Origin of the sequence: Massilia glaciei (assembly GCF_003011895.2) — a bacterium.
Classification (GTDB): Bacteria; Pseudomonadota; Gammaproteobacteria; order Burkholderiales; family Burkholderiaceae_D; genus Telluria_A; species Telluria_A glaciei.
In genome coordinates this window covers 45451-70518 of sequence record NZ_PXWF02000245.1, presented here as the reverse complement: position 1 = coordinate 70518, position 25068 = coordinate 45451, and the positions used below count along the sequence as shown (strand labels likewise).

Here is a 25068-nt window from a genome sequence, read left to right as displayed (position 1 = left end):
TGAGAACGATTCGCATTTACAATCCGTCGCACTTTTGACTCGACCGGAAAAACCCACAATGAAACACCGCCTCAATCCGACCGCCACCGCACTGCTCGCCGCGTTTGCCATCCCCGCCGCCCTGCCGCAGTTCACTTCTGCCCAGGCGGTCGCCACGACGTTGCCCGAAGTAAAGGTCGAAGCCGAGGCGAACAACGACTTCGCGCCCGCCCAGAGCACGGTTGGCGCCAAGGCGCCGCTGGCCCTGCGCGACATCGCCGGATCGGTCACCGTGATCAACCGCGCGGTGCTCGAATCGCAGGCGGCGACCTCGATGGTCGAGGCGCTGCGCAATGTGCCGGGCATTACCATTTCGACCGGCGAAGGCGGCAATATCGGCGACAACATCAACCTGCGCGGTTTCTCGGCGCGCACCGACATGTTCATCGACGGCTTCCGCGACCGCGGCCAGTACTCGCGCGACACGTTTTTTCTCGAGGCGGTCGAAGTGCTCAAGGGCCCGTCGTCGATGCTGTTCGGACGCGGCTCGACCGGCGGCGTGATCAACCAGGTCAGCAAGAAACCTGGCCTGAAGGCCAGTTCGGAGGCCAGCGCCAGCATCGGCACCGATGACTACTACCGCGCCACGATCGACCTGAACCGCCCGCTGTCGGACACCTCGGCCCTGCGCGTCAGCGCCATGGCCTCGGACATCGGCTCGACGCGCGACGTGGCCACGGCCAGGCATATTGGCGTGGCGCCGTCGCTGCGCCTGGGCATCGGCACCCCGACCGAAATCAGCCTGTCGGCGCTGATCCAGCGCAACCGCGACCTGCCCGACTACGGCTTTCCATTGCTGGGCACGGGACCGGGCAAGGTAGCCAAACCGATCAACGCCCCTGGCGAGCGTTTCTATGGCTTCACCGACGACAAGAACAACCAGGACGTCGACGTGCTGACCGCCAGCGTGCGCCATAAACTGAGCCCGAACGTCACGCTGTCGAACCGCACCCAGTTCAGCCAAACCGAAACCGCGGCCTCGCCGACGCCGCTGAGCGCCGTGACCATGGTCGCGCCAAATTCAGGCACGCCGAGCCGCGACACCCCGCTGGGCCAACTCCAGGCGCCGTACAGCACCCGCGACCGGGTGGCCAGCGACCAGACCCTGTTCAACCAGACCGACTTGATCATCAAGGCGGTCACGGGCGGCGTCAAGCACACGATCACCGCCGGCGCCGAAATCGGCCGCGACAAATTCCACAACGACGTCTACACCTGGGCCGGACTCGGCAACGTCAACCTCGGCGCGCCGAACTACGGACCGAAGCCGGCCACCGCGACCCGCACCCCCGGCGCCGTCACCGACACCAGCGCCGACACGCTGGCCGTGTACGTCAACGACCAGCTTGAGTTGAACAAGCAATGGAAACTGGTCGGCGGCTTGCGCTGGGACCGCTTCTCGGCGGACTACAGCACCAAGACCAGCCCGGCGGCTAGCCCCGTGCTGCGCAGCCGCACCGACAAGATGTTGAGCACGCGGCTGGGCGCGATCTGGCAGCCGAGCGATACCCAGTCCTACTATGTTTCCTATGGCACCTCGTTCAACCCCTCCGCCGAGGCCATGTCGCTGACGGCGGCGACCGAAGGCTTGAGCCCGGAAAAGAACCGCTCGCTCGAGGCCGGCGCAAAGCTTGACCTGCTCGACGGCAACCTGACCTTCAACACGGCCGTGTTCCGGGTCGAGAAAACGGACGCGCGCACCCTCGACCGGGCCACCGGCTTGACCACCCTCGACGGCAATATCCGGGTGCAGGGCATGGAGCTCGGCGTGGTCGGGCGCATCACGCCGGCATGGCAGGTGCTTGCCGGCTACACCTGGCTCGACGGGAAGGTGGTCAGTTCGTTCGACCGCACCGGCTCCGGCACGGCCGCGAGCCCCTACCTCTATGCCCAGGGCAAGACGCTGGCGAACACGCCGGAGCACAGCGCCTCGCTGTGGAGCACCTACAGCGTCATGGGCAATTGGGAGGCGGGCGGCGGCGTGGTCTATTCGTCGGACCGCTTCGTCAACAATTTCGAATCGGCGCAAATCGACGGCTACACCCGCTTCGACGCCACCGTCGCCTACAAGCAAAAGAACTACGACCTGCGCCTGCACCTGCAGAACGTGGGCGACCAGCGCTACTTCGAAACCGCCTCGGCCGGCCGCGCAACCCCGGCGAAAGGACGTACCATCATCGCTTCGGTTAACTATCGCTTTTAATCACCATGCTGATCACCATTCCAGACCTGTTGACGCCCGAGCAAGTGCTGCATTTCCGCGAAGCGCTCGCCGCAGCCGACTGGGTGGACGGGCGGGCGACCGCTGGCTACCAGGGCAGCCGCGTCAAGGACAACAATCAATTGCCGGAAGCTTCGGTGGTCAGCCGCGCGTTGGGGGATTTATTGCTGCAGGCGTTGGAGCGCCATCCCTTGTTCATCAGCGCCGCGCTGCCGGCGCAGGTGTATCCGCCGCTGTTCAACCGTTACGATGTGGGACAGCAGTTTGGCGACCATATCGACAACGCGGTGCGTTTGCTGCCAGGCACTGGCACCAAGTTGCGCACCGATATTTCGGCGACGCTGTTTTTGGCCGGGCCGGGGGACTACGACGGCGGCGAGTTGCTGATCGAGGACACGTATGGCGAGCACTCGGTCAAGCTGGCGGCGGGCAGCCTGGTGTTGTATCCGTCGTCGAGCCTGCACCGCGTCACGCAGGTGACACGCGGGACGCGGCTGGCGGGATTTTTCTGGGTGCAAAGCATGATCCGCGACGACGGGCAGCGCACCTTGCTGTTTGACCTTGACACGGCCATCCAGCGGCTGGGGCAGACCGGCGGCGACCCACGCGCGCTGGTGCAACTGACGGGCAGTTATCACAACCTGCTGCGGATGTGGGCCGAGGTCTGAACGACGTCCGGGCCAACGTCCTAACCGACGTCCTAGCCGACGTCATCCTCGCGAATGTATCCGCGCCATTCGAACTCAACGTCATTCCGGCGAAAGCGCAAACGCATGCGTTTGCCCCAGCATGAGCATGCTGTCACGCGCCTTCCAAAAATTTTGACGCACAGTTCCCGGGCCTGAAGGTTCTATATTTCCCGTGTAGGCAAGCTCAGCATGGGGCAAACGCATGCGTTTGCACCTTCGCGGGAAGTCATTTCTGCCAATGGCAGGAATGACGTTGGGTATTTTATTGATGAAGTTCGATATTTCGATAGCTTGATTTCTGTCGCGTTAAACACCAGTTTTGCACTGGTTCCATGTCAAGGAAATTATTCCGGACAGCAGTGCGCCTACGCGGGGACGACGGGTTGGTACGCGAAGTTCGCTTAACTTTGCCACGCTGACGACTGGCACACCTTAGTACATCAACCCCCCGCTCTGCTTGAGCATGGCGATATCGACAAACTGCGACAAGTTGCCCCCCTGCCCACCGGCGACGATCGACATGCCGCCCAGATCGATCGCTTTGACCGGCCCGCCCGCATAACCGACCGGATCGCGCTCGATCGCCCTGGCCAGCGTCTTGGCAACGGCAAACCCCTCGAGCGTCATCGACGACATCGGCTCGTCGCGGAACTTGCGCATCATCGCGATGTGCTCCGACTGCAAGGGCGACGCCGCCACCTCCGGATTGGGCACCACCTGCGAAAACACGGTCCACGCGGTCGCCTTCGACCCCGCGATCTGGCTCAGCGTTTGCAAATTGATCAGCGACGTGCCCGCCACGAAGGTGGTGCTGTCGTGTTTGCGGAACGTCTTCAAGAACACGCTCGACGCCGTGGTGTCGGCGATCGTGAGCACCATTTTCGCGCCCGATTTGCTCAAAGCCGCCACCCTTCTGGCGTTCTCGGCGTCGCTGCCCGACATGTTCGCGCTGCCCGCCAGGCGCATCTTGCGCCGCGCCATTTCGGTCAACACGAAGCGGTAGGTCTTGCTGTTCTGCGCGCTCTGCTGGTACGCCACGCCGACGGTCTTGATCCCCAATTTCTCGAAGTAGCCCAGCAGGAAGCGCAATTCCTGCTCGATGCCCGGACGCCAGAACAGCACCCGCCCGCCCGGACTGGCGAACGAGTCCGCCAGCGGCGCGAACAGCACCTGCCGCGTCTGCGCGAAGGCGGGCGCGGCCAGGACCGCCTCGGTCGATTCGGCGCCGATGCCGCCGAGCAGGTGGACCGCGCGGTCCTGCCTGATCAGCTCGCCCACCAGGCGGGCCGTCTCGGCCGGCTCGCCGCGGTCGTCGCGCACGATGTACTGGATCTTCCTGCCCTTGATGCCGCCTTTCGCGTTGACGCTGTCGAAATAGGTCGTGATCCCGGCGACGTAATCGCGCCCGATGCTGCCGTTGCTGCCCGACAGGTCGATGGCCTGGCCGATCACGATGGCCGGACCGGCGGCCAGCGCGGGCGCGCCGGCGGCGGCCAGCGCGAATAGGGACCAAGAAACGATAGCGCGAAATTTCATCTGGTGCACTCCATGTCGAAATGCGCAGATGATAGGAGATCGTTATGACACGGTCATGACTTGTGGCTTGAGGGATTGTTGCCGACCGACAGGTGCGGGGCGGCTGCGCCGGCGGACTGCGGCGATGCGGGAGGGTCGTCCGGGCGCGCCCCATTGCGGCGCGCGCCTTGTGGCTCAGTTTTGTGGCTTAGGACAGGCGCTGGATCCGGATCGCGTCGATCAGGCCGTCTTCCTGCCGTTTGACGGTCGAGATGGCGATGAGCCCCTCTTCGGCCATTTGCTTGACTTCATCGTGCACCGATTGAAACGACGGCACGGTGTCGCCCTTGGCCGCCACGGGGCGGATCCAGGCACTATTTCCAACTCTCATTTTTTCGTAGACTTCCCTGGCGATTTCGCGCATTGATGTCCCTTTCCAGTAGTGATGCGGATAGTCCCGCGCAATGTACAGTTTATCACCAGCAAGGCGCGTGCACGCGTGGACGCGTGTTTTAAGCCACAACTTGGCCCTCGCCCTTGGTCGGGGTCAAGGGAACCACCTTGGCCAGCTGGTCCATCAGCAGCGAAAAACGCCGCTGCCCCGGCGCGATCCGGTCCACGTGCATCAGGATCTCGCCGGCCTCGTTGGCCAGCTCCTGGTCGAAGCCGCTTTGCTGCAGGTGCGACACGAGGATCTGCGCCGCGTTGAACAAGATGCGCAGGTTGTCGGGCAACACGGTGCGCGCGTTGCGCATCCAGGCCAGGGCCTCGAGCGCCTTGCCGGTCTTCCACAGCAGCACGCCCCGGTTCATCAGGTCGGTCGCCTCCTTGCGCGCCGCGGCGATCAAGGCCTCGCCCTCGCCGCGCATGCTGGCGCGCTCGAACACCCTTTGCACCTCCTCGATCAGGGAGGAGTTGTCGTGGTTGTTCCTGGTGATGTAGCGCAACTGCTCGACGGCGGCCTCGCGCAGGCCCACGGCCAGCATCAGCGAGGCCATCTCGATGCAGCTGACCATGTCGGGCCGCTGCGCGCCGCGCCGCAGCATGTGCTCGAGCTCTTCGCCGACCAGGCGCGCGCCCGGCGCGTTGCCGCTCTCGTGGTGCACCAGGCCCTCGGCGATCTTGACGCGCAGCTCGATCCCGTCGCCGGCGAAGTCGCTGCGGGCCGTCGTGAGCAGGCGCATAGCCTCCTGCGGATCGTTTTTGAGGCCGCACACGCGCGCCAGCCCGAGGTAGGCGTCGGGCGATTTCATGATCGAATGCTGGCCGACCGCGATGCACTTGCGGAAAGCGCGCTCGGCCAGATTCATCAGGCCCAGTTTGAGCGACACCTGGCCCAGGCTGCGTTGGCGCGCCACCGAGTTGGGCGACAGGATCGTGGCCCGTTCGAGCACATCGCAGGCCTGCCGCGACCGCCCCATGTTCTGGTGCGCGATCGCGAGCTGGTCGTAGGCTTCGATGTAAAGGCGGTTTTCCGCGATCACGCTCTGGAACATCTGGCACGCCTGTTCGAATTCGCCGTTGGCCATGCGGATCTTGGCCAGGCCGGCGCGCGCCCACTGGTAGCCGCGCCCGAGCAGCACGCGCTCGAAGCATTGGCGCGCCATCTCGGCCTCGCCTCCCTTGAGCAGCAGGCTCGCCTTGAGGCGCAGCAGCTCGGTCTCGTGCGGGAGGTTGGCGGCGATCTGGGTCTCGCATTCGTCGGCCGCGCCCCTGTAGTCTTTTTCGGCGAAGGCGGCGTCGATCGGCTTGAACAACCGCTTGGTTTGCCAGATCAGCGCCAGGCGCGCGATCACGTCGCGTTCGGTCAGTGGCATGATCAGGTAGGCGTCGGGCTGTTGTTCGGCCACGCCCATGATGGATTCGGTGTTCTGTTCGGGCGAGAGCATCACCCACACGCCGCTGGGCAGTAGCAGTTCGCGTGCGCGCGCCTCTTCCAGCACCTGCTGGCCGTCGCTGCCCTCGCCGAGGTGGCATGCGCACAGCACGACATCGAACCGTTTTTTGATCAAGAGGGCGATCGCCTCGCGGCCCGACGAGGCGTAGTCGATCGTCGTCGCGCCGAGCTTTTGCAGGCTGGCGCGCAGCACATCGCGCAGGCTGGCAAGGTCGTCGACGATCAGGTAGCGCTTGTGCAGCCAGTGCGTGCGGTCGCTTTGGCGGGCTTCGTTTAACAGTCCGTGTCCACTCATGTCCACCCTCGCATGGGAGGCCTGCCTTGCATGGCAGGCCCGTTACGCAGGGATGCGGCATGCCGCATCAATTCCCTGCTCCACCGTCGTCCAACAGTCCATGTCCACTCATCGGCGGCACTCCGGAATGCGGTGCCGGTTCCGGGCTGAAGCGGGCAAAACCTCCATCGTCAGCTCCCTTCGAGCCAGTGCATTGCGTTGTCTTTTGGAAATTATACTCCGCTTCCCGCGCCGTTTTGGCCGCCCGCGCCGGCCCTGCGTCGTTCCCGCAACAGGAAGCGGGCCGGGTCGAGCGCGCCGGCCAGCGCCGTCTCCAGCGGCAGCGGCTCGCCGTCGAGGCGGGCGGCCAGCAGTTCGGCGCACAGCGGCGCCCAGGTCAGGCCGCGCGAAGCGTAGCCGAGCAAGGCATGCAGGCCGTCGTGGCGGGCGACGTCGCGCAGGCGCTCGACGCGGCCCCGCCGCGCCGGGTCGGGCAGCGCGCCGACCAGCGGCAGCCGGTCCGGCGCCACGCAGCGCTGGCCGACCCGCCCGCGCAGCGGCGCGCCGAAGCCGGCGCGCGCGTCACCGAGCAAGGCGCGGATGCGCGCCAGGTTCTGGTCCTGGCTGGCCGTGCGCAATTCGGGATCGGGGTCGGCGTCGTAGCTGGCGCCGGCGCAGTGGATGCCATGCGCCGCCGGCGTCAGGTAGGCTTCGCCGCACAGCACGAAGGGAAGCGCGCGCACGCTGCCTTCGGCCAGATGGGTGACCTGTCCGCGCACCGGCGTGAGCGGCAGCGTGGCCGCCTGCGCCAGGCTCACGGCGCCGGTGCCGTTGGCCAAAATCAGGGTCGGCGCGCTGGCGATGGCCGTGCCGTCGGCCGCCAGCGCCGTCCACCGGCCGTCGGCCTCGCGCCGCAGCGTCACGTCGCCCACCCCGAAGCGTTGCGTCAGCTTGGCGCCGCACGCCGCCAGCATGGCCGCGCACACGCTGGCCGGATGCGCCCATCCACCTTTGCGGAACAACCAGCCGCCGTCGGGCGCGTTCGATCCGAGCATGGCGCTGGCGGCCGGCGCGTCAAGCCATTCGGCGAAATCCAACGGCAACCGGCCCTGGCCGGCGATGGCGCGCTGGACGCCGGCGTGTTCCGGCCCGCGCGCCAGCTGCAGCACGCCGCAGCCGGCGCCCTCAATCGCCGCGCCGATGCCGCCGAGCCTTTCCCAGTAGCCGAGCGCGAACAAGAAGGCGGCACGCGACAACCGGGTGCCGACGTTGTCATCCTTCGACAGCAGCGGCATGTAGATGCCGGCCAGGTTGCCCGATGCCTCGGTGGCCGCGTGCGCGTGGCGCTCGACCAGCGTGACCTGCCAGCCGCGCGCGCACAGGCGCTCGCACGCGGCGGCGCCGGCCAAACCCGCCCCCAGCACGATCGCATTGCGCGGCGATTGCAGTTGCGCGCCCGCCTGCGGAGCACGCCCGGCGAATACGCCTTTGAAGGCGCCACCGTCGCCCTCGCACACGAAGCCGGCGGCGGAAAACACCTCTTGGAGCGAGTCGGAGGCGAACAGGCGCGCGCCGGGCGCCGCGAGACGGGCGATCGCGCGCGCGGCGGCGCTGTCCGCCACGCCGTGCACGACGGCCGCGTCGATGCGCGCCTCAAGCTGCGCCAGTGCCTGCGCGAGCGGCACGCACAACAGGTCAAGCGTGACATTCGAATCGGCTTGGAGCCGGCGCCGGAAACCCGAAGGCGACCCGCGCGCGAGCGCTATGTAATGCAGGCGCCCGGGCCGGCGCGGGTCGGCGTGCCAGGCCTTGAGCGCGGCATCGAAGCCGGCGCCATCGACGGGGCGCGCGTCGAACACGACAAAGCGCTCACGCCCGCCCCAGTGCGCCCGCCAGTCCACGCGACTAGCGCTCCGCGTGGCGGAAGCACTTCACATCGTGGTCGTCGACCATGCCGATACCCTGCATATAGGCGTAGATGATGGTCGAGCCGACGAACTTGAAGCCGCGCTTGATCAGGTCCTTCGATATCCGGTCCGACAGCTCCGTCTTGGCCGGACGGTCGCCGGCGCCGAAGCTGTTGATGATCGGCGCGCCGCCGACCCAGGCCCACAGGTACTGGTCGAGCGACTGGCCCTCGGCGCGCAGGCGCAGGTAGGCCTGGGCGTTGGTGATGGCGGCCGCCACCTTGAGCTTGTTGCGCACGATGCCGGGATTGGCCAGCAGCTCGGCGACCTTGGCGGCGTCGTAGCGCGCGATTATTTCGGCGTCCCAGCCGTCGAACGCGGCGCGGTAGCTCTCGCGTTTGTTGAGGATCGTCTCCCAGCTCAGGCCCGCCTGCGCGCCCTCCAGATTGAGCATCTCGAACAGGCGGTTCTCGTCGTGGCAGACCACGCCCCATTCCTGGTCGTGGTAGGCCAGATAGCGCGGGTTGGCCGGATTGGCCCAGGTGCAGCGGGTGACGGTCATGGAGTCGGGCTCGCGGGGATGGAAGCAGGCAGTATAAATGATCGGGACGGGCCGCGCCCCGCGCCGCAGCCGCAAGCATTCTATAATGACAATGCGAGATAACCCGGGAGAAGACATGCAACAGTTCGAGGCGGGCATCGCCTGGCAGCGCGGCGAGCACGAAGGCTTTACCGACCAACGCTACAGCCGCGCGCACGAGTGGGCGTTCGACGGCGGCCTGCGGGTGCCGGCGTCGTCGTCGCCGCTGTCGGTGCCGCTGCCAATGTCGAACCCGGCAAATGTCGACCCGGAGGAGGCGCTGGTGGCGGCCGCGTCGAGCTGCCACATGCTGTTCTTTTTGTCGCTCGCGGCGCAGGCGGGCTTCGTGGTCGACAGCTACCGCGACAACGCGCTCGGCACCATGGAAAAAAATGCGCAGGGCCGCATCGCGATGACAAGAATCGCGCTGCGCCCCGTGATCGTGTTTCGCGGTGAGGGGCCCGACGCCGCCAAGCTGGCGGCGCTGCACCATAACGCGCACGACAAGTGCTACATCGCCAATTCGATCACGGCCGACGTCGTCGTCGAGGAGGCATCCTGATGTACGGGCCCAAACACTTCGACGAGTCGCACATCGACGTCATGCACGGCCTGATCGGCACCCATCCGCTTGGCACGCTGGTCATGCATGGCGCAGCGGGGCTGAGCGCCGACCATATTCCGTTCGAGATCGCGGCGCCGGCCAGCGACGCGCCATTCGGCGTGCTGCGCGCGCACGTGGCGCGCGCCAATCCGCTGTGGCGCCAAGGGGGCCAGCAGGCCCTGGTGGTGTTCCAGGGACCGGGCGCCTACATCTCGCCCGCCCACTACGCCGAAAAGGCGATCAGCGGCAAGGTGGTGCCGACCTGGAACTACGCCGCGGTGCACGCGCACGGCACGCTGCGCGCGATCGAGGATCCGGCCTGGCTGCTCGCGCTGCTCGAGCGCCTCACCGCGCGCCACGAAGGCACGCGCGCGATGCCATGGTCGGTGCACGACGCGCCGCGCGACTATGTCGACCAGCTGCTCAAGGCGATCGTCGGGATCGAGATCCCGCTCGAGCGCATGCAGGGCAAGTGGAAGGTCAGCCAGAATCGTTCGCAGCAGGACCAGGACGGCATCGCCGCCGGCCTCGCGGACGATCCCTTCGCCGCCCTGATGCGGCAGCGGCGCGGCGCCTGATCAGGCGCGCGCCGGCCCGAGCGAGGCGCGCTGCGTCACGCCGAGCGGGAACACCCGTTCGACCGGAAGGGCGGCGCCGTAGCAGCGGTTGAGCAGTTCGTGCACGGCGTTGCGCGTGAGCTCGCGCGAGGCCGTGTTCACCGAGGTCAGGCGCGGGGCCGAGAACTCGGCGGCCGGGGTGTCGTCATAGCCGATCACCGAGACGTCGCCCGGCACGGCCAGGCCGGCCTGCTGGAAGTACGACAGGGCGCCCAGCGCCATCTCGTCGTTGGCGCAGAACAGGGCCGTGAACGGGTGCTTAGAGGCGAGCAGTTTTTCGGCCGCGCTCCAGCCGCCGGCCGGCGAGAAGTCGCTTTCGGTGATCCACACGCCGGCCTGGTCGATGCCCGCGCGCCCCAACTCGTCGATGAAGCCGTTGATCCGTTCGACGTTGTCGGGCGCGTTCGACGGGCCGGCGATGACCGCGATGCGCCGGTGGTTCCGCTCGAGCAGCGCGCGCGCGGCCAGCGCCCCACCCTGCACATGGTCGGGGCAAAAACACTGGTCGGCGATGCTGGTGTACACGTCGTTGAGCACCACCAGGCGCGACTGCTTGGGGCCGAGCGCCACGAGGTCGTCCTCGCGCAGCGAGTTGCTCATCACGATGAGGCCGTCGCAACCGCGTTCGGTCAAAAATTCGATGCCCTCGATGCTCTGCGCCCGCGCGTCGCCCACGCCCACGCCGAAGGCGAGCACCATGTGCAGGCCGGCCGCGCGCAGTTCGGTGTCGATGGTCTGCAGGATCGGCATGTAGAACGTGCCCTTCAAGACGGGCACGTACACGCCGATCATCTGCGATGAACCCGACAGCAGCGAACGCGCCGCGTGCGAGGGGCGGAAGTCGAGCTCCGCGATCGCCTTCCTGACGCGTTCGACCGTCTTGGGCGCGACCGAACCGCGACCGCTCACCACGCGCGATGCGGTGCCGAGGCCAACTCCCGCCAGGCGGGCCACGTCTTTGATTGTTGCCACGGTTGTCTTCTCAACGTCGGTAAGACTGGAGGATACTGCATCCGTGGCCCGCTGCGCAATCCTACCGCGGCATCACGCCTTCCCGTCGCGGTACAGCCCGGCAAAACGCAGGCCGTAGTACAGGATGAAGATGTAGCAGGCGGCCGGCACGAAGAACGACCATTGCAACCCGATCGAGTCGGCCATCGCGCCCTGCGCGAACGGCACCAGCGCGCCGCCCACGATCGCCATGCACAAGATGCCCGAGCCCTGGCCCGTGAATTTGCCGAGCTTGTGCAGCGCCATGCTGAAGATGGTCGGGAACATGATCGAGTTGCACAGGCCGACCGCGAGGATCGCCCACATCGCCACCTGACCCTTGGTGAAGATCGCCGTCAGGATCAGCGCGATCGAGCACAGCGCGTTGAAGGCGAGCGTCTTGCCCGGGCTGACATAGCGCATCACGGCAAAGCCGATGAAGCGCCCGACCATCGCGCCACCCCAGTAAAAACTGACATAGTGGGCGGCGGTCGCGGCCGACATGTTGGCGATATCGGGCTCGCCGAGGAAGTTGATCAAAAAGCTGCCGATGCTGACCTCGCCGCCGACGTACAGGAAAATGCCGACAGCGCCCAGCACCAGGTGGCGCTGCGACATCGCCGAGGTCACGCCGCTGTCGGTGGCCAGGGCCGCGCTGTCATCGGCGTGGCTGATTTTTGGCAGCCGCGCCAGGGCGAACAGCACCGCCAGCAGCAGCAGCGCGCCGGCCAGCGCCAGGTAAGGGCCCTGCACCGACGCCGCCTGCTCGAGCGGGGTCTGCGCCAGCACGGCCGCGCCGCCGCCCAGGATCAGCAAGCCGCCCAGCGCCGGCGCCACCGTGGTGCCGAGCGCGTTGAAGGCCTGCGTGAGCGTGAGCCGGCTCGAGGCGGTGCTCGCCTTGCCCAGCACCGTGACATACGGATTGGCGGCGACCTGCAAGATCGTGATGCCGGAGGCCAGCACGAAGAACGCGAACAGGAACAGCGCGTAGCCGCTGGTCGAGGCCGGATAGAACAGCGCGCAGCCGGCGGCGGCGATCAACAGGCCGGTGACGGCGCCGCTCTGGTAGCCGATTTTACGGATCAGCATGCCGGCCGGCAGCGACACCACGAAGTAGGCGCCGAAGAAGCAGAACTGCACCAGCATCGCCTGCACATAGGTGAGCGTGTAGACCGCCTTCAGGTGCGGGATCAGGACGTCGTTGAGTGAGGTGAGCAGGCCCCACATGAAAAACAGGATCGTGATGATGATCAGTGGCCCGGTGTTGTTCTCGGCGCCGGTCCGGCTGACGGTGATTGGCTGTGCTGCGTGTTCCATGCTGGTCTCCTGGTCTGTGCTTGTTCGAACTGTGCGAACTTTTTGTGGTGCGAACTTCTGGTGTGAAACTTCTCGTTTTCCTACTGGTGCGCCGTCTGTTCCGAAAGCATGGCCGAAATCCCGACAAAGGCCGGGTAGGCCGCCGTGATCAGATAGGTGGGAATGCGCGCCATGTAGGGCGAGAGCCGGCCCTTGTCCTCGAAGCGCGCGCGGAACGCCGACCCGGTGAACAAACCGCCCAGCCGCGGCACGATGCCGCCGCCGATGTACACGCCGCCGGTCGCGCCCAGCGTCAGCGCGACGTTGCCGGCGATGGTGCCGAGCACCGCGCAAAAACAGGCGACCGCGCGCGCGCACTCGGCGCAACTGCCGGCCTGCGCGCGCTCGGTGATCTCGGCCGCGCCGAGCGAGCGGCCCGACAGCGCCAGCAGGATCGTCTCGAGGCCGGAGCCCGACAGCAGGCGCTCGGCCGACACGTGGCCCAGTTTGTCCCACAGGAAGGCGAGGATTTTCGCCTCGTCGGCGTTGGCCGGCGCGAACGTGACGTGCCCGCCTTCGCTGTCGAGCGCGATCCAGCGCCCGCCCCCGGCCGGCACGATGCCCGACACGCCAAGCCCGGTGCCCGGTCCGATCAGGCCGATGGTGCGGCCGGCCAGCTCGACGCCGCCGCCGATGCGGGTGCGCTGCGACGGCAGCAGGTGCGGCAGCGCCATCGCCAGCGCGGTGAAGTCGTTGACCACCAGCAGGGTGCTCATGTCGAGTTCGGTGCGCAGCGCCGAGGTCGAAAAACTCCAGTGGTGGTTGGTCATGCTGACCTGGTCGCCGTCGACCGGATTGGCGATCGCGATGGCCGCGTGGCGCACCGGCCCCACGTCCAGCGCGCGCACCTCGGCGCTGCCGAGATAGGCCGCGATCGCGCTGCCCAGGCTCGGGTACTGGTCGCACGCGAGCACGGCCACCGCGGCGTAGCCGCGCTCCGAGGTCTCGATGGTGAAGCGCGCGTTGGTGCCGCCAACGTCGGCCAGCAGGCGCGGGCCGCGGTCGATGGTGCTCACAGCGCCTCCTTGCAGTTGACGGCGTCTTTATCCTTGGCGGCGCCGCCGACGATCTGCAGGTTGGTGAAGGCGGCCGCGAACGGGGCGTCGCTGGCCACGCTGAACGGCATGTCGAGCTGCTCGAAGCGCGCGCCCTTGGCCGCGAAGCAGGCCAGCGGGATCTTGACGCTCTGGCGCGGCTTGCCGGCCAGCGCGGCGAACAGTTTGGTCACGTCGAGCGTGCCGGCGCAACCGGGTCCGCAGCCGATGGTCATCTCGACCTTGCCCTGCGGCGACTGCGACACCAGGGTGTCGAACTGCAAGACGCCGTCGGCGCTGGCATAGCCCGGCAGCGCGCGCGGGGCGGCGGCGCGCGCCTCGAAGCGCGCCGGCCCGCTCCACGTGACGAGCTTGGCGTCTTGCTGGGTGTTGATCTGCGAGGTCTGCACACTCACGCCGGGCAGGCTGAAAGTGCTGTTGAGGTCGGCGCCAAGGGCGCTGCGCTGGCCGCCACTCACGATCGCGAGGGGAAAGCTGGCGCGGTCGGTCTGGTTGAACACCGGGAAGGCGCTGGTGACGCCACAACCGCCCTCGTGCGCCGGCGTGGCGAGCCGGCCTAGCGTGGCGGTGCGCCGGTAGCTCAGGCCATAGCCGTGCGCGAACAGCGGCGCGTAGCCGGCGTCGCCCACATTGAGGCCGGTCTGGCATGCCGACTTCGGCCACGAGAACGAGAGCTTGCCCGTGAAGTCGTGCGCCACCTTGCCGCGCTTGTCGCGGAACAGCACGTCGGTCACGCCCTTGCCCTCGCTGCCGGGCAGCCAAGCCGCGACGAAGCTGTCCGACAAATTGAGCAGGTCGTTGACGTACAGCGGCCGCCCGGCCATGAACACCGTGACCACCGGCTTGCCCTTGCCCGAGACGGCGGCCAGCGCGGCCAGGTCCTCGGGGTGGCGCGCGCTGTGGCGCAGGGTGCCGCCGGGGCCGATGTCGCCATCGCCCTCGGCGTACGGGCCCTCGCCGATGACCGCGATGACGGCGTCGAAGCGCGACAGGTCGAGCGCGGCCGGGTCGGCGCTGTACTCAACGTTGGCGGCGCCGGCCGCGTCGGTGATCGCCGCGAGGATGGTGTCGCTGTCGGGGTAGTCGCTGTTTTTGTTGTCGGTGCCCTGCCAGGTCAGCGACCAGCCGCCCGCCTGGTTCTGCATGTTGTCGGCGCTGCGCCCGACCACCAGGATGCGCTTGCCGCGCGCCAGCGGCAGCACCGCGCCGTCGTTCTTGAGCAGCACCAGCGATTTGCGCACCGCCTCGCGCGCCAACGGACGCGCCTTGAGCGCCTCCTGCTTGCTGGCGTAGCGGTTGGCGGACGGCGTTTTGCCGAACAGGCCGGCGCGCAGCTTGACGCGCACGATGCGGGTGACGGCGTCGTCGATGCGAGCCATCGGGATCTGGCCGGCCTTGACCTGGGCGATGGTGTTCTCGATGAAGCCCTTCCAGGCGTCGGGCACCATGATCATGTCGACGCCGGCGTTGATCGCCTGGGCGCAGCTGTCGTCGCGGCAGCCCGGCACTTCGGCGTGGCCGTTCCAGTCGCCGATCACAAAGCCGTCAAAGCCCATTTGCGTCTTGAGCACGCCCGTCAGCAGCGACGCGTTGCCATGCATTTTTCCGTAGTCGACACCGGCGGCGACGTCGTTCCAGCTGTTAAACGACGCCATCACGGTCTGCGCGCCGGCCGCCAGCGCGCTGTAATAGCCCTGCGCGTGCTGGCTCAGCATCTGCGCCTTGGTCGCCATGTTCACGCCGCGGTCCTTGCCCTGGTCGGTGCCGCCGTCGCCCAGGAAATGCTTGGCCGTGGCGACCACGTTGGCCTGGCCGCCGAAGTTGCCCTGCAGCGCGCGCACATAGGCGCCGCCGTAGCTGTTGACCAGCGCGCCGTCCTCCGAAAAGCTCTCGTAGGTGCGGCCCCAGCGGTCGTCGCGCACCACCGCCAGCGTCGGCCCGAACACCCACGCCACGCCGGTCGCGCGCACCGCCTTGCCGACGGCGGCGCCGATGCGCCCCACCAGCGCCGGATCGCGCGCGGCTCCGAGGCCGATATTGTGCGGGAACAGGGTCGCGCCATACACGTTGCCGTGGCCGTGGATCGCGTCGGTGCCCCAGATGACGGGCACCTTGACGATCATGTCGGTCGCCATCGAGGCGGCGTGGTAGCTGTCGGCCAGCGCCACCCAGTCGGCCGCGCTGGCGCGCTTGTTCATGCCGGGCCAGCTGCCGCCGCCGTTGAGCACCGAGCCGATGTAGTGCTCGCGCACCTGCGCCGGCGTGACGCTTTTGATTTCGGGCTGGGTCATCTGGCCTACCTTCTGCGCCAGCGTCATGCCGGCCACGATGGCGGCCACGCGCGCCTCGAGCGCGGCGTTCTTTCCGATCGCGCTTTTCAGCCGCGGCCAGTCCTTCGGCTGCGGGGCGGCCGCAAACGACACCGCCGGCTGCAGCGCGGCGGCGATCATGCAAGTGAGGGCGAGTTTTTTCATGGCGTTATCCGTTGGTTGAATCGTTGATTGGATCGGCGCTTGGATCGGCGCTTTGATCGGCCCCTGCGAGAAAGGCGCGCAGCCATTTTCCGCTTGTTTTAAGGGTCCGGCGCTGGGTCTCGAAGTCGACATGGGTGATGCCAAAGCGGCGCGCCAGGCCTTCGCCCCACTCGAAGTTGTCTAGCAGGCTCCAGGCGAAATAGCCCTTGATCGGGGCGCCCTGCGCGATCGTCTCGCGCAGCGCCAGCAGGTGGCGCACCAGGTAGCTTTGGCGCTCCCGGTCGTCGACCTCGCCGTCGGGGCCGACCACGTCGTCGTAGGTCGAGCCGTTTTCGGTCACGTAGATGGCGGCCGGTTGGTAGTCGCGCGCGATGCGCGTCAGCAGCGCGGTCAGGCCCCCGGGCGCGACCTCCCAGCCAAAGGCGGTGCGCTCGAGACCGGCCGGCAGCACGAGGCGCGTGTCGACCGGCTCGGTGCCCGGCGCGTCCTCGACCATTTCCGGGAAGTAGTAGTTCACGCCGATAAAGTCGAGCGGCGAGGCGATCAGCTCCATGTCGCCGGCGGCGGTTTGCGGGGCCTTGTCGGCCAGCAGCGCCAGCACGTCCCGCGGATAGCCGCGGCCGGTCAGGGCGTCGAGGAACCAGCGGTTGCGCAGGCCGTCCTGGCGCACCCGCGCCGCCTCGTCCTGCGGACGCTCGCTGGCGGCCGAAATCGGGTGCAGGCTCAGCGAAATGCCGACCTGCGCGCCGTCGCTGTTGGCGCGTATCAGCGGCACCGCCCTCCCGTGCGAGACCAGCACGTTGTGGCAGACCTGCATCGCCGTCGCCAGGTCCTTGCCGCCGGGCGCGTGCGCGCCGTCGAAATTGCCATGCATCGCCGTGCACCACGGCTCGTTGTGGGTGATCCAGTGCTTCACGCGCCCGCCCAGGTGGCCGCTCATGGTGTCGGCGAATTCGACGAAGGCGTCGATGGTGGCGCGATGCTGCCAGCCGCCGGCGTCCTGCAGGTATTGCGGCAGGTCCCAGTGGTACAGCGTGGCCCACGGCTCCAGGCCGCGCTCGAGCATGCCGTCGACCAGGCGCGCGTAGAAGTCGAGCCCCCGCTGGTTCGGCCTGGCGCCCGGGCCGCTGAAGATGCGCGGCCACGCGATCGAAAAGCGGTAGGCGCGCACCCCGAGCGAGCGGGCCAGGTCGAGGTCTTCGGGCCAGCGGTGGTAGTGGTCGCAGGCGACGGCGCCGGTGCTGCCGTCGCGGATCGCGCCGGGCTGGGCGCAGAAGCGGTCCCAGATCGATTCGACCCGGCCGTCCTCGGCGGCCGCGCCTTCGATCTGGTAGGCCGAGGTGGCGCAGCCCCACAGAAAGTCGCGCCCAAAATCGCTGGCGGCCAGCGGCGTTGTCTGATCGTTCACTGTTTTTGTCATGGTCGCTATTCTTCTAAGAATCGGTGTCGCGCTATATTGGAAAGGTTTCCAAGTCTAGCGCAGAAAAGTGCGAATGTGTGTGTTTTGCACGGAAATTTATTTGGTTTCGCCCGCCTGGCGTGGCGGCGGCGCGAGCGAGGCGCGCTGCGTGACGGTGATCGGCAGGGCCCGCGCGGGCGGCGCGGGCAGGTCGTAGCAGCGCTCGAGCAGCGCGTTGAGCGCGTTGTGCGTGACGTCGTTCCACGGCACGTGCACGGTGCTCAGCCGCGGCGCCGAGAACTCGGCGCTCGGGGTGTCGTCGTAGCCGATCACCGACACCTGCTGCGGCACCGCGATGCCGGCCTGCTGGAAGAACGACAGCGCCCCGAGCGCCATTTCGTCGTTGGCGCAAAACAGGCCCGTGAAATGGTAGCCGGAGCCGGCCAGGTCGCGCGCCGCGGCCCAGCCGCCCTCGGGCGAGAAGTCGCTTTCGGCCACCCACACGGTGCTCGTGTCGATGCCGGCGGCGGCCACCTCGGCCATGAAACCATCGATCCGGGCCACGTTGTCGGGCAGGCTCGCCGGCCCCGCCACCACGGCCAGCGCGCGGTGGCCCTGGTCGAGCAGCGCGCGCGCGGCCAGCGCCCCGCCGCGCGTGTGGTCGGCCGAAAAACACTGGTCGGGGATGCTCTCGAAGCTGTGGTTGAGCACCACCAGGCAATCGAGCTTGGCGCCAAGCCCGGCCAGGTCCTCCTCGACCATGCCCTCGCCCATCACGACCAGGCCGTCGCAGCCGCGCTCGATCAGGAACGCGATGCCCTCGATGCACTGGCGCCGCTCGTCGCCCACACCCAGGCCCAGGCCGAAGGCGACCACCATGTGCAGGCCGGCGGCGCGCAGCTGGCCGTCGATGGTCTGCAGGATCGGCATGTAGAAGGTGCCCTTGAGGACCGGGAGGTAGACCCCGATCATGCGCGAAGAGCCCGACAGCAGCGAGCGCGCCGCGTGCGAGGGGCGGAAGTCGAGCTCCTCGATCGCCCTCTTGACGCGCTCGAGGGTGGCCGGCGAGACCGAGCCCTTGCCGCTGACCACGCGCGAGGCCGTGCCCAGGCCGACCCCGGCCAGCCTTGCCACATCCTTGATCGTGACCTTCTCAAGGCTCATAGCCGGCATCCGCTGGCGTCGTCGAACAAAGAGCCGCGCGCCGCGTCGAGCGCGAACGCGATCCGCTGGCCGGGCGCGAACACGCGCGCGTCGTGCACCAGCGCCGACAGCAGTTGCGCGCCGCAGGTGAACCACACGACCTGGTGGTTGCCCATCGGTTCGACCAGCGTGACCGTGCCGGGCAGCGCGCCGCCGCCGTCGATTTGCACGTGTTCGGGGCGGATGCCCAGGATGACGCGGCGCCCGTCGCACACCGCCGCCTGCTCTGGCGCCAGCGCCAGCGCCAGCGACAGCGCCGGCGAGGCGAACGCGCCGCCAGGCCCCAGCGTGCCGGCCACGAAGTTCATCGCGGGCGCGCCCAAAAAGCCGGCCACGAAGATGTTCGCGGGGCGCTCGTAGACCTCGGCCGGCGCGCCGATCTGCTGTATCACGCCGCCGCGCATGACCACGATGCGGGTCGCCAGCGTGAGCGCCTCGACCTGGTCGTGGGTCACGTACACCATGGTCGAGCCGAGCTTCTGGTGCAGCAGCTTGAGCTCGCGGCGCAGCTCGGCGCGCAGCTTGGCGTCGAGGTTGGACAGGGGCTCGTCGAACAAAAACACGCCGGCCTCGCGCACCAGCGCGCGGCCTATCGCCACCCGCTGGCGCTGTCCACCCGAGAGCTGGGCCGGTTTGCGCTGCAGCAGCGGCCCCAGTTGCAGCATCTCGGCCACGCGCGCGATGCGGCGCGCGATTTCGGCCTTGGGGGTGCCGCTGATGCGCAGGCCGAACGACATGTTCTTTTCGACCGTCATGGTCGGATACAGCGCGTAGGACTGGAACACCATGCCGATCCCGCGCTCGCTCGGGTCGGCGTCGCTCATGTCGACGCCGCCGATCTCGATGCTGCCGCCGCTGATGTCGGTCAGGCCGGCGATGCTGTGCAGCAGGGTCGACTTGCCGCAGCCGGAAGGGCCGAGCAGCACCAGGAACTCGCCCGGCTCGACCTCGAGGTCGAGGTCCTCGATGATGGCGTTGCCGCCAAGGCTCACGCACAGTTTGCGCAGACGCAGATTGGACATCGATTAACCTTTCACCGCGCCGGCGGCGATGCCGCGCACGAACCAGCGGCCTGATATGAAGTAGATCGCCAGTGGCACCAGCGATGTGAGGATGGTCGCGGCCATGTTGACGTTGTAGAGGCGCGTGCCGGTCGTGGTGTTGATCACGTTATTGAGCTGCACCGTCATCGGCACGTAGTCGCGCCCGGCGAACACGAGGCCGAGGATGTAGTCGTTCCACACGCCGGTGACCTGCATGATGGCCGCGACCACGATGATCGGCACCGACATCGGCAGCATCAGCTGCACGAAGATGCGCCAGAAACCGCCGCCGTCGATGCGCGCGGCCTGGAACAGCTCGCGCGGGATGCCCGCGTAGTAGTTGCGGAACAGCAGTGTGAGCACCGGCATCGCGAAGATCGTGTGCACCAGCACGATGCCCGGCAGTGAACTGAACAGGCCGAGCGTGGCGGTCACGCGCACCAGCGGGTAGATCATCACCTGCACCGGAATGAAGGCGCCGACCATGAGCGCGCCGAACAGCAGCCCGGCGCCGCGCGGGCGCCAGAACGAGAGCGCATAGCCGTTGAGGGCGCCGAGAAAAATAGGCAGCACCGTGGCCGGCAGCGCGATCGCCAGCGAATTGTAGAAGCCGCCCCCGATGCCGCCGCAATCGACGCCGGTGCAGGCGCTCGACCAGGCCTGGCGCCAGGGCTCGAGGGTGGGCTCGAGCGGCAGCGAGAAGATGCCGCCCAGGCGGATCTGCTCGATCGGCTTGAACGAGGTCACCAGCATCACGTACAGCGGCAGCAGAAAGAACAGCGCCGCGCAGATCAGGAAGGCGTAGATGCCGAGGCGGGCCGGCGTGAAGCGGGCCCGGCCGGCGCGTCGCGGCGCGCTCCTCACGCCCGGCCCTTGCGGCTGCGCGCGTACAGGTAGGGCACGGCCAGCGCCAGCACCGGCACCAGCAGCATCACCGCGCCGGCCGAGGCCAGCCCCAGGTTGGCGCGCCCGAACAGATGGTCCATGACGAACTTGGCCGGCACCTCGCTGGCGGTGCCGGGCCCGCCCTGGGTCATCGCCACGACGGCGTCGAACAGTTTTACCACGGCGGTGGTGAGCAGCAGCAGCACGGTGGCGATGGTCGGCGCGAGCATCGGCAGCACGATCGAGACGTACACCCGCCACGCGGGAATGCCGTCGAGCCGGGCCGCCTTCCAGATCTCCTCGTCGATGCCGCGCAGGCCGGCCAGCATCAGCGCCATCACCAGGCCCGAGGCCTGCCAGACCGTGGCGATGACGACCGTGTAGATGACCATGTCCTCGTCGACGATCCAGTCGAAGCGGAAGTCGCTGAAGCCGAGCGCGCGCACGCTTTGTTCGATGCCGATGCCGGGCGTGAGCATCCACTGCCAGACCAGGCCGGTGGCGACGAAGGACATCGCGTACGGGTACAAGAAGACAGTGCGCAGCACCCCCTCGCCGCTCACGTTCTGGTCGATGAAGACCGCCAGCAGGAAACCGATCACGAGGCAGGCGCCGATGAACAGCACGCCATACAGGGCCAGGTTGTTGAGCGAGAGCAGCCAGCGCTCGTTCTCGAACAGGCGCGTGTACTGGGCCAGTCCGACGAAGGTGTCAGACGGGAAGGTGCGCGAACCGCTCAGCGACACCTTGACCGACCACAGCACCGTGCCGAGGTAGCCGACGATGACGGTGAGCGCCATCGGCAGCAGCGCCGCGAACGGCACCGCCTGGCGCAATCTGCGTCTGGGCTGCGGCGCCATGCTAGTTGCGCAGCGCCGCGGCGATACTCTTTTGCGCCTTTTCGACGGGCATGCGGGTGTTCCAGAAGGCCGTCAGCACGTCTTGCAGGGCGCCGTTCTGGTCGGGCGAGAGGTAGATCTCGTTGACGCCGACATGGCGCGTCTTGTCCTTCATGATTTTCAGGCCGGTCTGCGCGCACTGGTCCATCTGCGAGGCGTCGACGTCGGTGCGGATCGGGATCGAACCCTTGAATTTGCTGAACGCGATCTGGGTCGCGGGCGCGACGATCACGCTGGCGAGCAGCCTTTGCGCCTTGACCGCCTCGCCGTTGCCGGTCTTGGGGAACACGAAGGCGTCGCCCTGGATCAGGTAGGGCGACTTGTCGCCCAGGCCCGCGATGCAGCCGAAGTGGGTGCCGGCGACCTGTTTGGCGGCGCCGAATTCGCCCTTGGCCCAGTCGCCCATGATCTGCACGCCGGCTTTACCGTTAATCAGCATGGCGGTGGCGTCGTTCCAGTTGCGCCCCGGCGAGCCGGGGTCGACATAGCCTTGCAGGCGCTTGAAGGCGAGCAGCACTTTCTTGAACGGCTCGGACGCGAGCGCGCGCTGGTCGCGGTCGCGGAACACCGACAGGTACAGCTCCTTGCCACCGACGTTGGCCAGCACCGCCATGAACACGATGCTCTCCTGCCACGGCTGGCCGCCGTGCGCGAGCGGGACCAGGCCGGCGGCCTTGAGCTTGTCGAGCGCGGCGAACAGTTCGTCGACGCTGGCCGGCTCCCTGGCGACGCCGGCTTTTTTGAAAGCCGCCTTGGAATACCAGATCCAGGTCGGCATGTGGATGTCGACCGGCACCGCGTAATAGTGCCCCTTGACCCGGACCGTGTTGAGGATCAGCTCGGGCAATATCTTGTCCCAGCCCTGGCGCTGCGCGACCTCGTCCACGTTGTTGAGCATGCCCTCATCGATCAGGTCGAGGAACTGCTTGGAGGTGTTGAACTGGGCCGCCGTCGGCGGATTGCCGCCGACCATGCGGTTGATCGCCACGGCGCGCGCCTGGTCGCCGCCGGCCACGGCGGTGTCGACCCAGACGCCGCCCGCGGCGCGGTAGGCGTGGGCGATCTGCTTGACGGCGGCCGATTCGCCGCCCGAGGTCCACCAGTGGATCACTTCGGCCTTGGGGCCGGCGGCCGCGGCGGAGGCGGCGGTGCCAAACGCGAGCGCGCCCGCGAGCGCCAGGCTGTGTGTTCTGAACATCTTGTCTCCTTTTTTGCGGGTCGGTCGCCCGCTGGATGGCAACGGCTGTCGCGGTGACAGCTTACTTTACAAACGGCCCCGGCTGTAGTCCCGGTTCGGCCGATTGGAAACGTTCCCAATAGGCGCAAAATATACCACCCATGGCTTTTGGGTGTCAACCGAATAGCTTTCCGGGAAGCGCGCCGCGATGCCCGGCCAGAGGCGCGCACGCCAAGCCATGTCACGAAAATGTCACTGTACATCGTCATTTCAATGGTTGTAGAATCATCGAATAATCAAATCGGATCACGGTATCCGACCTTCCATTTTTGCCTTTTCCCCGACAAGGATCCGCTTCATGAACGTACTTTTCCTTTGCACAGGCAACTCCTGCCGCTCCATCCTGGGCGAGGCGACCTTCAACCACCTCGCCCCCGCCGGTTGGAAAGCGATGAGCGCCGGCAGCAAGCCGACCGGCTACGTCCACCCGCGCTCGCTTTCACTGCTGGGCCGCGAAGGGATTTCTCCGGACGGGTATTTCAGCAAGTCCTGGGCCGACCTGCCGGCCACGCCGAACATCGTCATCACCGTTTGCGCCAGCGCGGCCGGCGAAACCTGCCCGGCCTATCTGGGCCCGGTCATGCGCACCCATTGGGGCGTCGACGATCCGGCCCACGCGACCGGCACCGAGGAGGAAATCGAGGCGTCCTTCATGGGCGCCTACCGCATCCTGCGCGCCCGCATCAAAGCCTTCCTCGCGCTGCCACTCGACGAACTCGAGGCCGACAGCGCCCGCATGAAGGCGGAACTCGACCGCATCGGCCTGCTGCAGGCGTAAGGCCAATTCACTCTTTGGATCGACCAACTGGGGAACCCCATGCGCGACAAAACATATAGCGTGTTGTTTTTATGTACCGGCAACTCGGCACGCAGTCTGATGGCTGAAGCCTTGCTCAACGCGGCTGGACGCGGCCGCTTTATATGCTACAGCGCCGGCAGCCATCCGACCGGCCATGTGAACCAATTCGCGATCGAGCAGATTCAAGCGATCGGCTGTCCGGTCGACGATTTGCGCAGCAAGTCGTGGGACGAGTTCGCCGGTCCATCCGCCCCGCACATGGATTTCGTCATCACCGTGTGCGACAAGGCCGCTGGCGAGGCGTGCCCGTTCTGGCCGGGCCAGCCGATGACGGCGCATTGGGGCTTTCAAGACCCGGCCGCGGTCGAAGGCAGCGACACGGAGACCCGCGCGGCCTTCGCGAAGGTCTGCCGGGAGATCAAAAAACGGCTCGATATCTTCCAAAGCCTGCCGATCGACAAGCTCGACAAACTCGCGCTCAAACGTGAACTCGACCGCATCGGGATGGCGCAACCGGAGGCCACGCATCCCCGCTGAGACCTCATCGGCACAAAGGGGGACGACTCTCCGGCATGGGCAGAACCTGAACTTGCGGGCGCAAAGCGATGTCGAAAACGGTCAGGGGTTGGCGTGGGACGCGCGCCAATTTCGTTTTCGCACATCACAGGAGAATGACATGCTTAAGAAGAATCTTCCAAAAGAATTGCTGGGGGCCTCGGCGCTGGCTTTGTTGTTTGGCACCTTCACCGTGCAAGCCCAGACCACTGCCACGCCGACCACCGATGACCGCGCGCCCATCACGGGCCAGACCATGCCAACCCCGCCCGCCGGACAAGCTGGCATGCTGCCGCCACCGCCGGCTGTCACCGGCAGCACCATGCGCGCCGCCGACCAACGCTATCTGAAAGAAATTGCACAAGGCAACATCGCGGAGATCAAGATGGCCGAGATGGCGCTGGCCAAGAGCCAGGACGAGCAGGTCAAGGCGTTTGCCCAGAAAATGATCGACGACCATACCAGCGTCCTGAACCAGGTGCAGCAATTGGCGCAGGCCAAGGGCGTGACGCTGCCCGACGAAATGGACCGCAAGCACAAAAGGCTCAGCGACAAAATGAGCGCGATGACGGGCGAGCAATTCGACCGCGCCTATTTGAGCAACGCCGGCTTGGGCGACCATAAAAACATGACCCAGCTGCTGGCGCGCGTCGAAAAGCGCGCCGTCGATCCCGACCTGAAGAGGCTCGCCGCCCAGACCAGGCCGGCGGTCGAGCAGCATCTCCATTCGGCGCAGCAAATGCGTGGCAGCAGCACCAAGGGCGCCACCGAAGCGGGCAAAAAATAAGAAGCACGCCTTAGCCGGGCGACGCAAATGGGCCGGCATGCCG

The 25068-nt window shown here is 67.2% G+C and carries 22 protein-coding genes; 7 read left to right on the top strand and 15 right to left on the bottom strand.

All coding sequences use genetic code 11. The features are described from left to right. Positions 1 to 58: 58 nt before the first annotated feature. Together C7C56_RS16485 and C7C56_RS16480 are read left to right on the top strand one after the other, a co-directional pair. Complete coding sequence (locus C7C56_RS16485; RefSeq protein ID WP_106758463.1) at positions 59 to 2242, top strand: TonB-dependent receptor; 2184 nt, start codon at positions 59 to 61, stop codon at positions 2240 to 2242. A gap of 5 nt (positions 2243 to 2247) precedes the next feature. Then, positions 2248 to 2928 carry a Fe2+-dependent dioxygenase gene (locus C7C56_RS16480; RefSeq protein ID WP_106758462.1) on the top strand — a complete coding sequence of 227 codons (681 nt, stop codon included), beginning with the start codon at positions 2248 to 2250 and terminating at the stop codon, positions 2926 to 2928. 453 nt (positions 2929 to 3381) lie between these two features. Here the strand turns inward: C7C56_RS16480 and C7C56_RS16475 are convergent, their stop codons facing one another. From C7C56_RS16475 to C7C56_RS16455, 5 genes are all read right to left on the bottom strand, one after another. Beyond that, positions 3382 to 4485 (bottom strand): ABC transporter substrate-binding protein, encoded by a 1104-nt coding sequence (locus C7C56_RS16475; protein ID WP_106758461.1) that lies wholly within the window; start codon positions 4483 to 4485, stop codon positions 3382 to 3384. A gap of 187 nt (positions 4486 to 4672) precedes the next feature. Next, on the bottom strand, positions 4673 to 4888 hold the full coding sequence (locus C7C56_RS16470) for a hypothetical protein (RefSeq protein ID WP_106758460.1): 216 nt from the start codon (positions 4886 to 4888) through the stop codon (positions 4673 to 4675). A gap of 88 nt (positions 4889 to 4976) precedes the next feature. Next, a complete protein-coding gene (locus C7C56_RS16465) occupies positions 4977 to 6656 on the bottom strand; it encodes a response regulator (protein WP_106758459.1) in 1680 nt (559 codons plus the stop codon). A 212-nt stretch (positions 6657 to 6868) separates the two neighbouring features. Continuing rightward, positions 6869 to 8536, bottom strand: a complete 1668-nt coding sequence (gene mnmC1, locus C7C56_RS16460; protein WP_106758458.1) for an FAD-dependent 5-carboxymethylaminomethyl-2-thiouridine(34) oxidoreductase MnmC1 — start codon at positions 8534 to 8536, stop codon at positions 6869 to 6871. Between the two features lie 4 nt (positions 8537 to 8540). Continuing rightward, entirely contained in the window at positions 8541 to 9104 is a 564-nt protein-coding gene (locus C7C56_RS16455; protein WP_106758457.1) for a DNA-3-methyladenine glycosylase I, read from the bottom strand. 115 nt (positions 9105 to 9219) lie between these two features. Between C7C56_RS16455 and C7C56_RS16450 the strand changes: the two genes are divergently transcribed. After that, the gene (locus C7C56_RS16450) at positions 9220 to 9684 is read left to right on the top strand and encodes an OsmC family protein (RefSeq protein WP_106758456.1); all 465 of its coding nucleotides are present in this window, start codon (positions 9220 to 9222) and stop codon (positions 9682 to 9684) included. After that, positions 9684 to 10304, top strand: coding sequence for an FMN-binding negative transcriptional regulator (locus C7C56_RS16445; RefSeq protein ID WP_106758455.1), 621 nt, complete (start codon positions 9684 to 9686; stop codon positions 10302 to 10304). The genes C7C56_RS16450 and C7C56_RS16445 overlap by 1 nt, the downstream gene beginning before the upstream one ends. Here the strand turns inward: C7C56_RS16445 and C7C56_RS16440 are convergent, their stop codons facing one another. The 10 genes from C7C56_RS16440 to C7C56_RS16395 form a co-directional block, all read right to left on the bottom strand. After that, on the bottom strand, positions 10305 to 11315 hold the full coding sequence (locus tag C7C56_RS16440) for a LacI family DNA-binding transcriptional regulator (RefSeq protein WP_106758454.1): 1011 nt from the start codon (positions 11313 to 11315) through the stop codon (positions 10305 to 10307). A gap of 72 nt (positions 11316 to 11387) precedes the next feature. After that, entirely contained in the window at positions 11388 to 12650 is a 1263-nt protein-coding gene (locus tag C7C56_RS16435) for a sugar MFS transporter (RefSeq protein ID WP_106758453.1), read from the bottom strand. An 80-nt stretch (positions 12651 to 12730) separates the two neighbouring features. Next, positions 12731 to 13705, bottom strand: coding sequence for a glucokinase (locus C7C56_RS16430; protein WP_229458821.1), 975 nt, complete (start codon positions 13703 to 13705; stop codon positions 12731 to 12733). Further along, on the bottom strand, positions 13702 to 16218 hold the full coding sequence (locus C7C56_RS16425; protein WP_106758451.1) for a glycoside hydrolase family 3 protein: 2517 nt from the start codon (positions 16216 to 16218) through the stop codon (positions 13702 to 13704). Before C7C56_RS16425 ends, C7C56_RS16430 begins: the two co-directional genes overlap by 4 nt. A gap of 4 nt (positions 16219 to 16222) precedes the next feature. After that, positions 16223 to 17626 (bottom strand): GH1 family beta-glucosidase, encoded by a 1404-nt coding sequence (locus tag C7C56_RS16420; RefSeq protein ID WP_370660217.1) that lies wholly within the window; start codon positions 17624 to 17626, stop codon positions 16223 to 16225. A 108-nt stretch (positions 17627 to 17734) separates the two neighbouring features. Continuing rightward, positions 17735 to 18781: a LacI family DNA-binding transcriptional regulator gene (locus C7C56_RS16415; protein WP_106758449.1), complete on the bottom strand. Its 1047-nt coding sequence runs from the start codon at positions 18779 to 18781 to the stop codon at positions 17735 to 17737. After that, positions 18778 to 19842, bottom strand: coding sequence for an ABC transporter ATP-binding protein (locus tag C7C56_RS16410; protein ID WP_106758448.1), 1065 nt, complete (start codon positions 19840 to 19842; stop codon positions 18778 to 18780). Before C7C56_RS16410 ends, C7C56_RS16415 begins: the two co-directional genes overlap by 4 nt. Before the next feature lie 3 nt (positions 19843 to 19845). Beyond that, on the bottom strand, positions 19846 to 20727 hold the full coding sequence (locus C7C56_RS16405) for a carbohydrate ABC transporter permease (RefSeq protein WP_229458820.1): 882 nt from the start codon (positions 20725 to 20727) through the stop codon (positions 19846 to 19848). Continuing rightward, positions 20724 to 21608: a carbohydrate ABC transporter permease gene (locus C7C56_RS16400; protein ID WP_106758447.1), complete on the bottom strand. Its 885-nt coding sequence runs from the start codon at positions 21606 to 21608 to the stop codon at positions 20724 to 20726. Before C7C56_RS16400 ends, C7C56_RS16405 begins: the two co-directional genes overlap by 4 nt. A gap of 1 nt (position 21609) precedes the next feature. After that, positions 21610 to 22845 carry an ABC transporter substrate-binding protein gene (locus C7C56_RS16395; RefSeq protein ID WP_106758446.1) on the bottom strand — a complete coding sequence of 412 codons (1236 nt, stop codon included), beginning with the start codon at positions 22843 to 22845 and terminating at the stop codon, positions 21610 to 21612. Positions 22846 to 23182: 337 nt separating this feature from the next. Between C7C56_RS16395 and C7C56_RS16390 the strand changes: the two genes are divergently transcribed. The 3 genes from C7C56_RS16390 (at position 23183) to C7C56_RS16380 (ending at position 25025) form a co-directional block, all read left to right on the top strand. Further along, complete coding sequence (locus C7C56_RS16390) at positions 23183 to 23662, top strand: arsenate reductase ArsC (protein ID WP_106758445.1); 480 nt, start codon at positions 23183 to 23185, stop codon at positions 23660 to 23662. 39 nt (positions 23663 to 23701) lie between these two features. Then, the gene (locus C7C56_RS16385) at positions 23702 to 24220 is read left to right on the top strand and encodes an arsenate reductase ArsC (RefSeq protein ID WP_106758444.1); all 519 of its coding nucleotides are present in this window, start codon (positions 23702 to 23704) and stop codon (positions 24218 to 24220) included. A 139-nt stretch (positions 24221 to 24359) separates the two neighbouring features. Next, positions 24360 to 25025 (top strand): DUF4142 domain-containing protein, encoded by a 666-nt coding sequence (locus C7C56_RS16380; RefSeq protein ID WP_106758443.1) that lies wholly within the window; start codon positions 24360 to 24362, stop codon positions 25023 to 25025. Positions 25026 to 25068 lie beyond the last annotated feature (43 nt).

Coding starts and splice junctions, on each gene's coding strand:
- C7C56_RS16465 (WP_106758459.1), bottom strand. CDS start 6,656: ATGAGTGGACACGGACTGTTAAACGAAGCCCGCCAAAGCGACCGCACG.
- C7C56_RS16445 (WP_106758455.1), top strand. CDS start 9,684: ATGTACGGGCCCAAACACTTCGACGAGTCGCACATCGACGTCATGCAC.
- C7C56_RS16395 (WP_106758446.1), bottom strand. CDS start 22,845: ATGTTCAGAACACACAGCCTGGCGCTCGCGGGCGCGCTCGCGTTTGGC.
- C7C56_RS16485 (WP_106758463.1), top strand. CDS start 59: ATGAAACACCGCCTCAATCCGACCGCCACCGCACTGCTCGCCGCGTTT.
- C7C56_RS16455 (WP_106758457.1), bottom strand. CDS start 9,104: ATGACCGTCACCCGCTGCACCTGGGCCAATCCGGCCAACCCGCGCTAT.
- C7C56_RS16480 (WP_106758462.1), top strand. CDS start 2,248: ATGCTGATCACCATTCCAGACCTGTTGACGCCCGAGCAAGTGCTGCAT.
- C7C56_RS16385 (WP_106758444.1), top strand. CDS start 23,702: ATGCGCGACAAAACATATAGCGTGTTGTTTTTATGTACCGGCAACTCG.
- C7C56_RS16415 (WP_106758449.1), bottom strand. CDS start 18,781: ATGAGCCTTGAGAAGGTCACGATCAAGGATGTGGCAAGGCTGGCCGGG.
- C7C56_RS16475 (WP_106758461.1), bottom strand. CDS start 4,485: ATGAAATTTCGCGCTATCGTTTCTTGGTCCCTATTCGCGCTGGCCGCC.
- C7C56_RS16435 (WP_106758453.1), bottom strand. CDS start 12,650: ATGGAACACGCAGCACAGCCAATCACCGTCAGCCGGACCGGCGCCGAG.
- C7C56_RS16390 (WP_106758445.1), top strand. CDS start 23,183: ATGAACGTACTTTTCCTTTGCACAGGCAACTCCTGCCGCTCCATCCTG.
- C7C56_RS16450 (WP_106758456.1), top strand. CDS start 9,220: ATGCAACAGTTCGAGGCGGGCATCGCCTGGCAGCGCGGCGAGCACGAA.
- C7C56_RS16470 (WP_106758460.1), bottom strand. CDS start 4,888: ATGCGCGAAATCGCCAGGGAAGTCTACGAAAAAATGAGAGTTGGAAAT.
- C7C56_RS16380 (WP_106758443.1), top strand. CDS start 24,360: ATGCTTAAGAAGAATCTTCCAAAAGAATTGCTGGGGGCCTCGGCGCTG.
- C7C56_RS16410 (WP_106758448.1), bottom strand. CDS start 19,842: ATGTCCAATCTGCGTCTGCGCAAACTGTGCGTGAGCCTTGGCGGCAAC.
- C7C56_RS16425 (WP_106758451.1), bottom strand. CDS start 16,218: ATGAAAAAACTCGCCCTCACTTGCATGATCGCCGCCGCGCTGCAGCCG.
- C7C56_RS16400 (WP_106758447.1), bottom strand. CDS start 21,608: ATGGCGCCGCAGCCCAGACGCAGATTGCGCCAGGCGGTGCCGTTCGCG.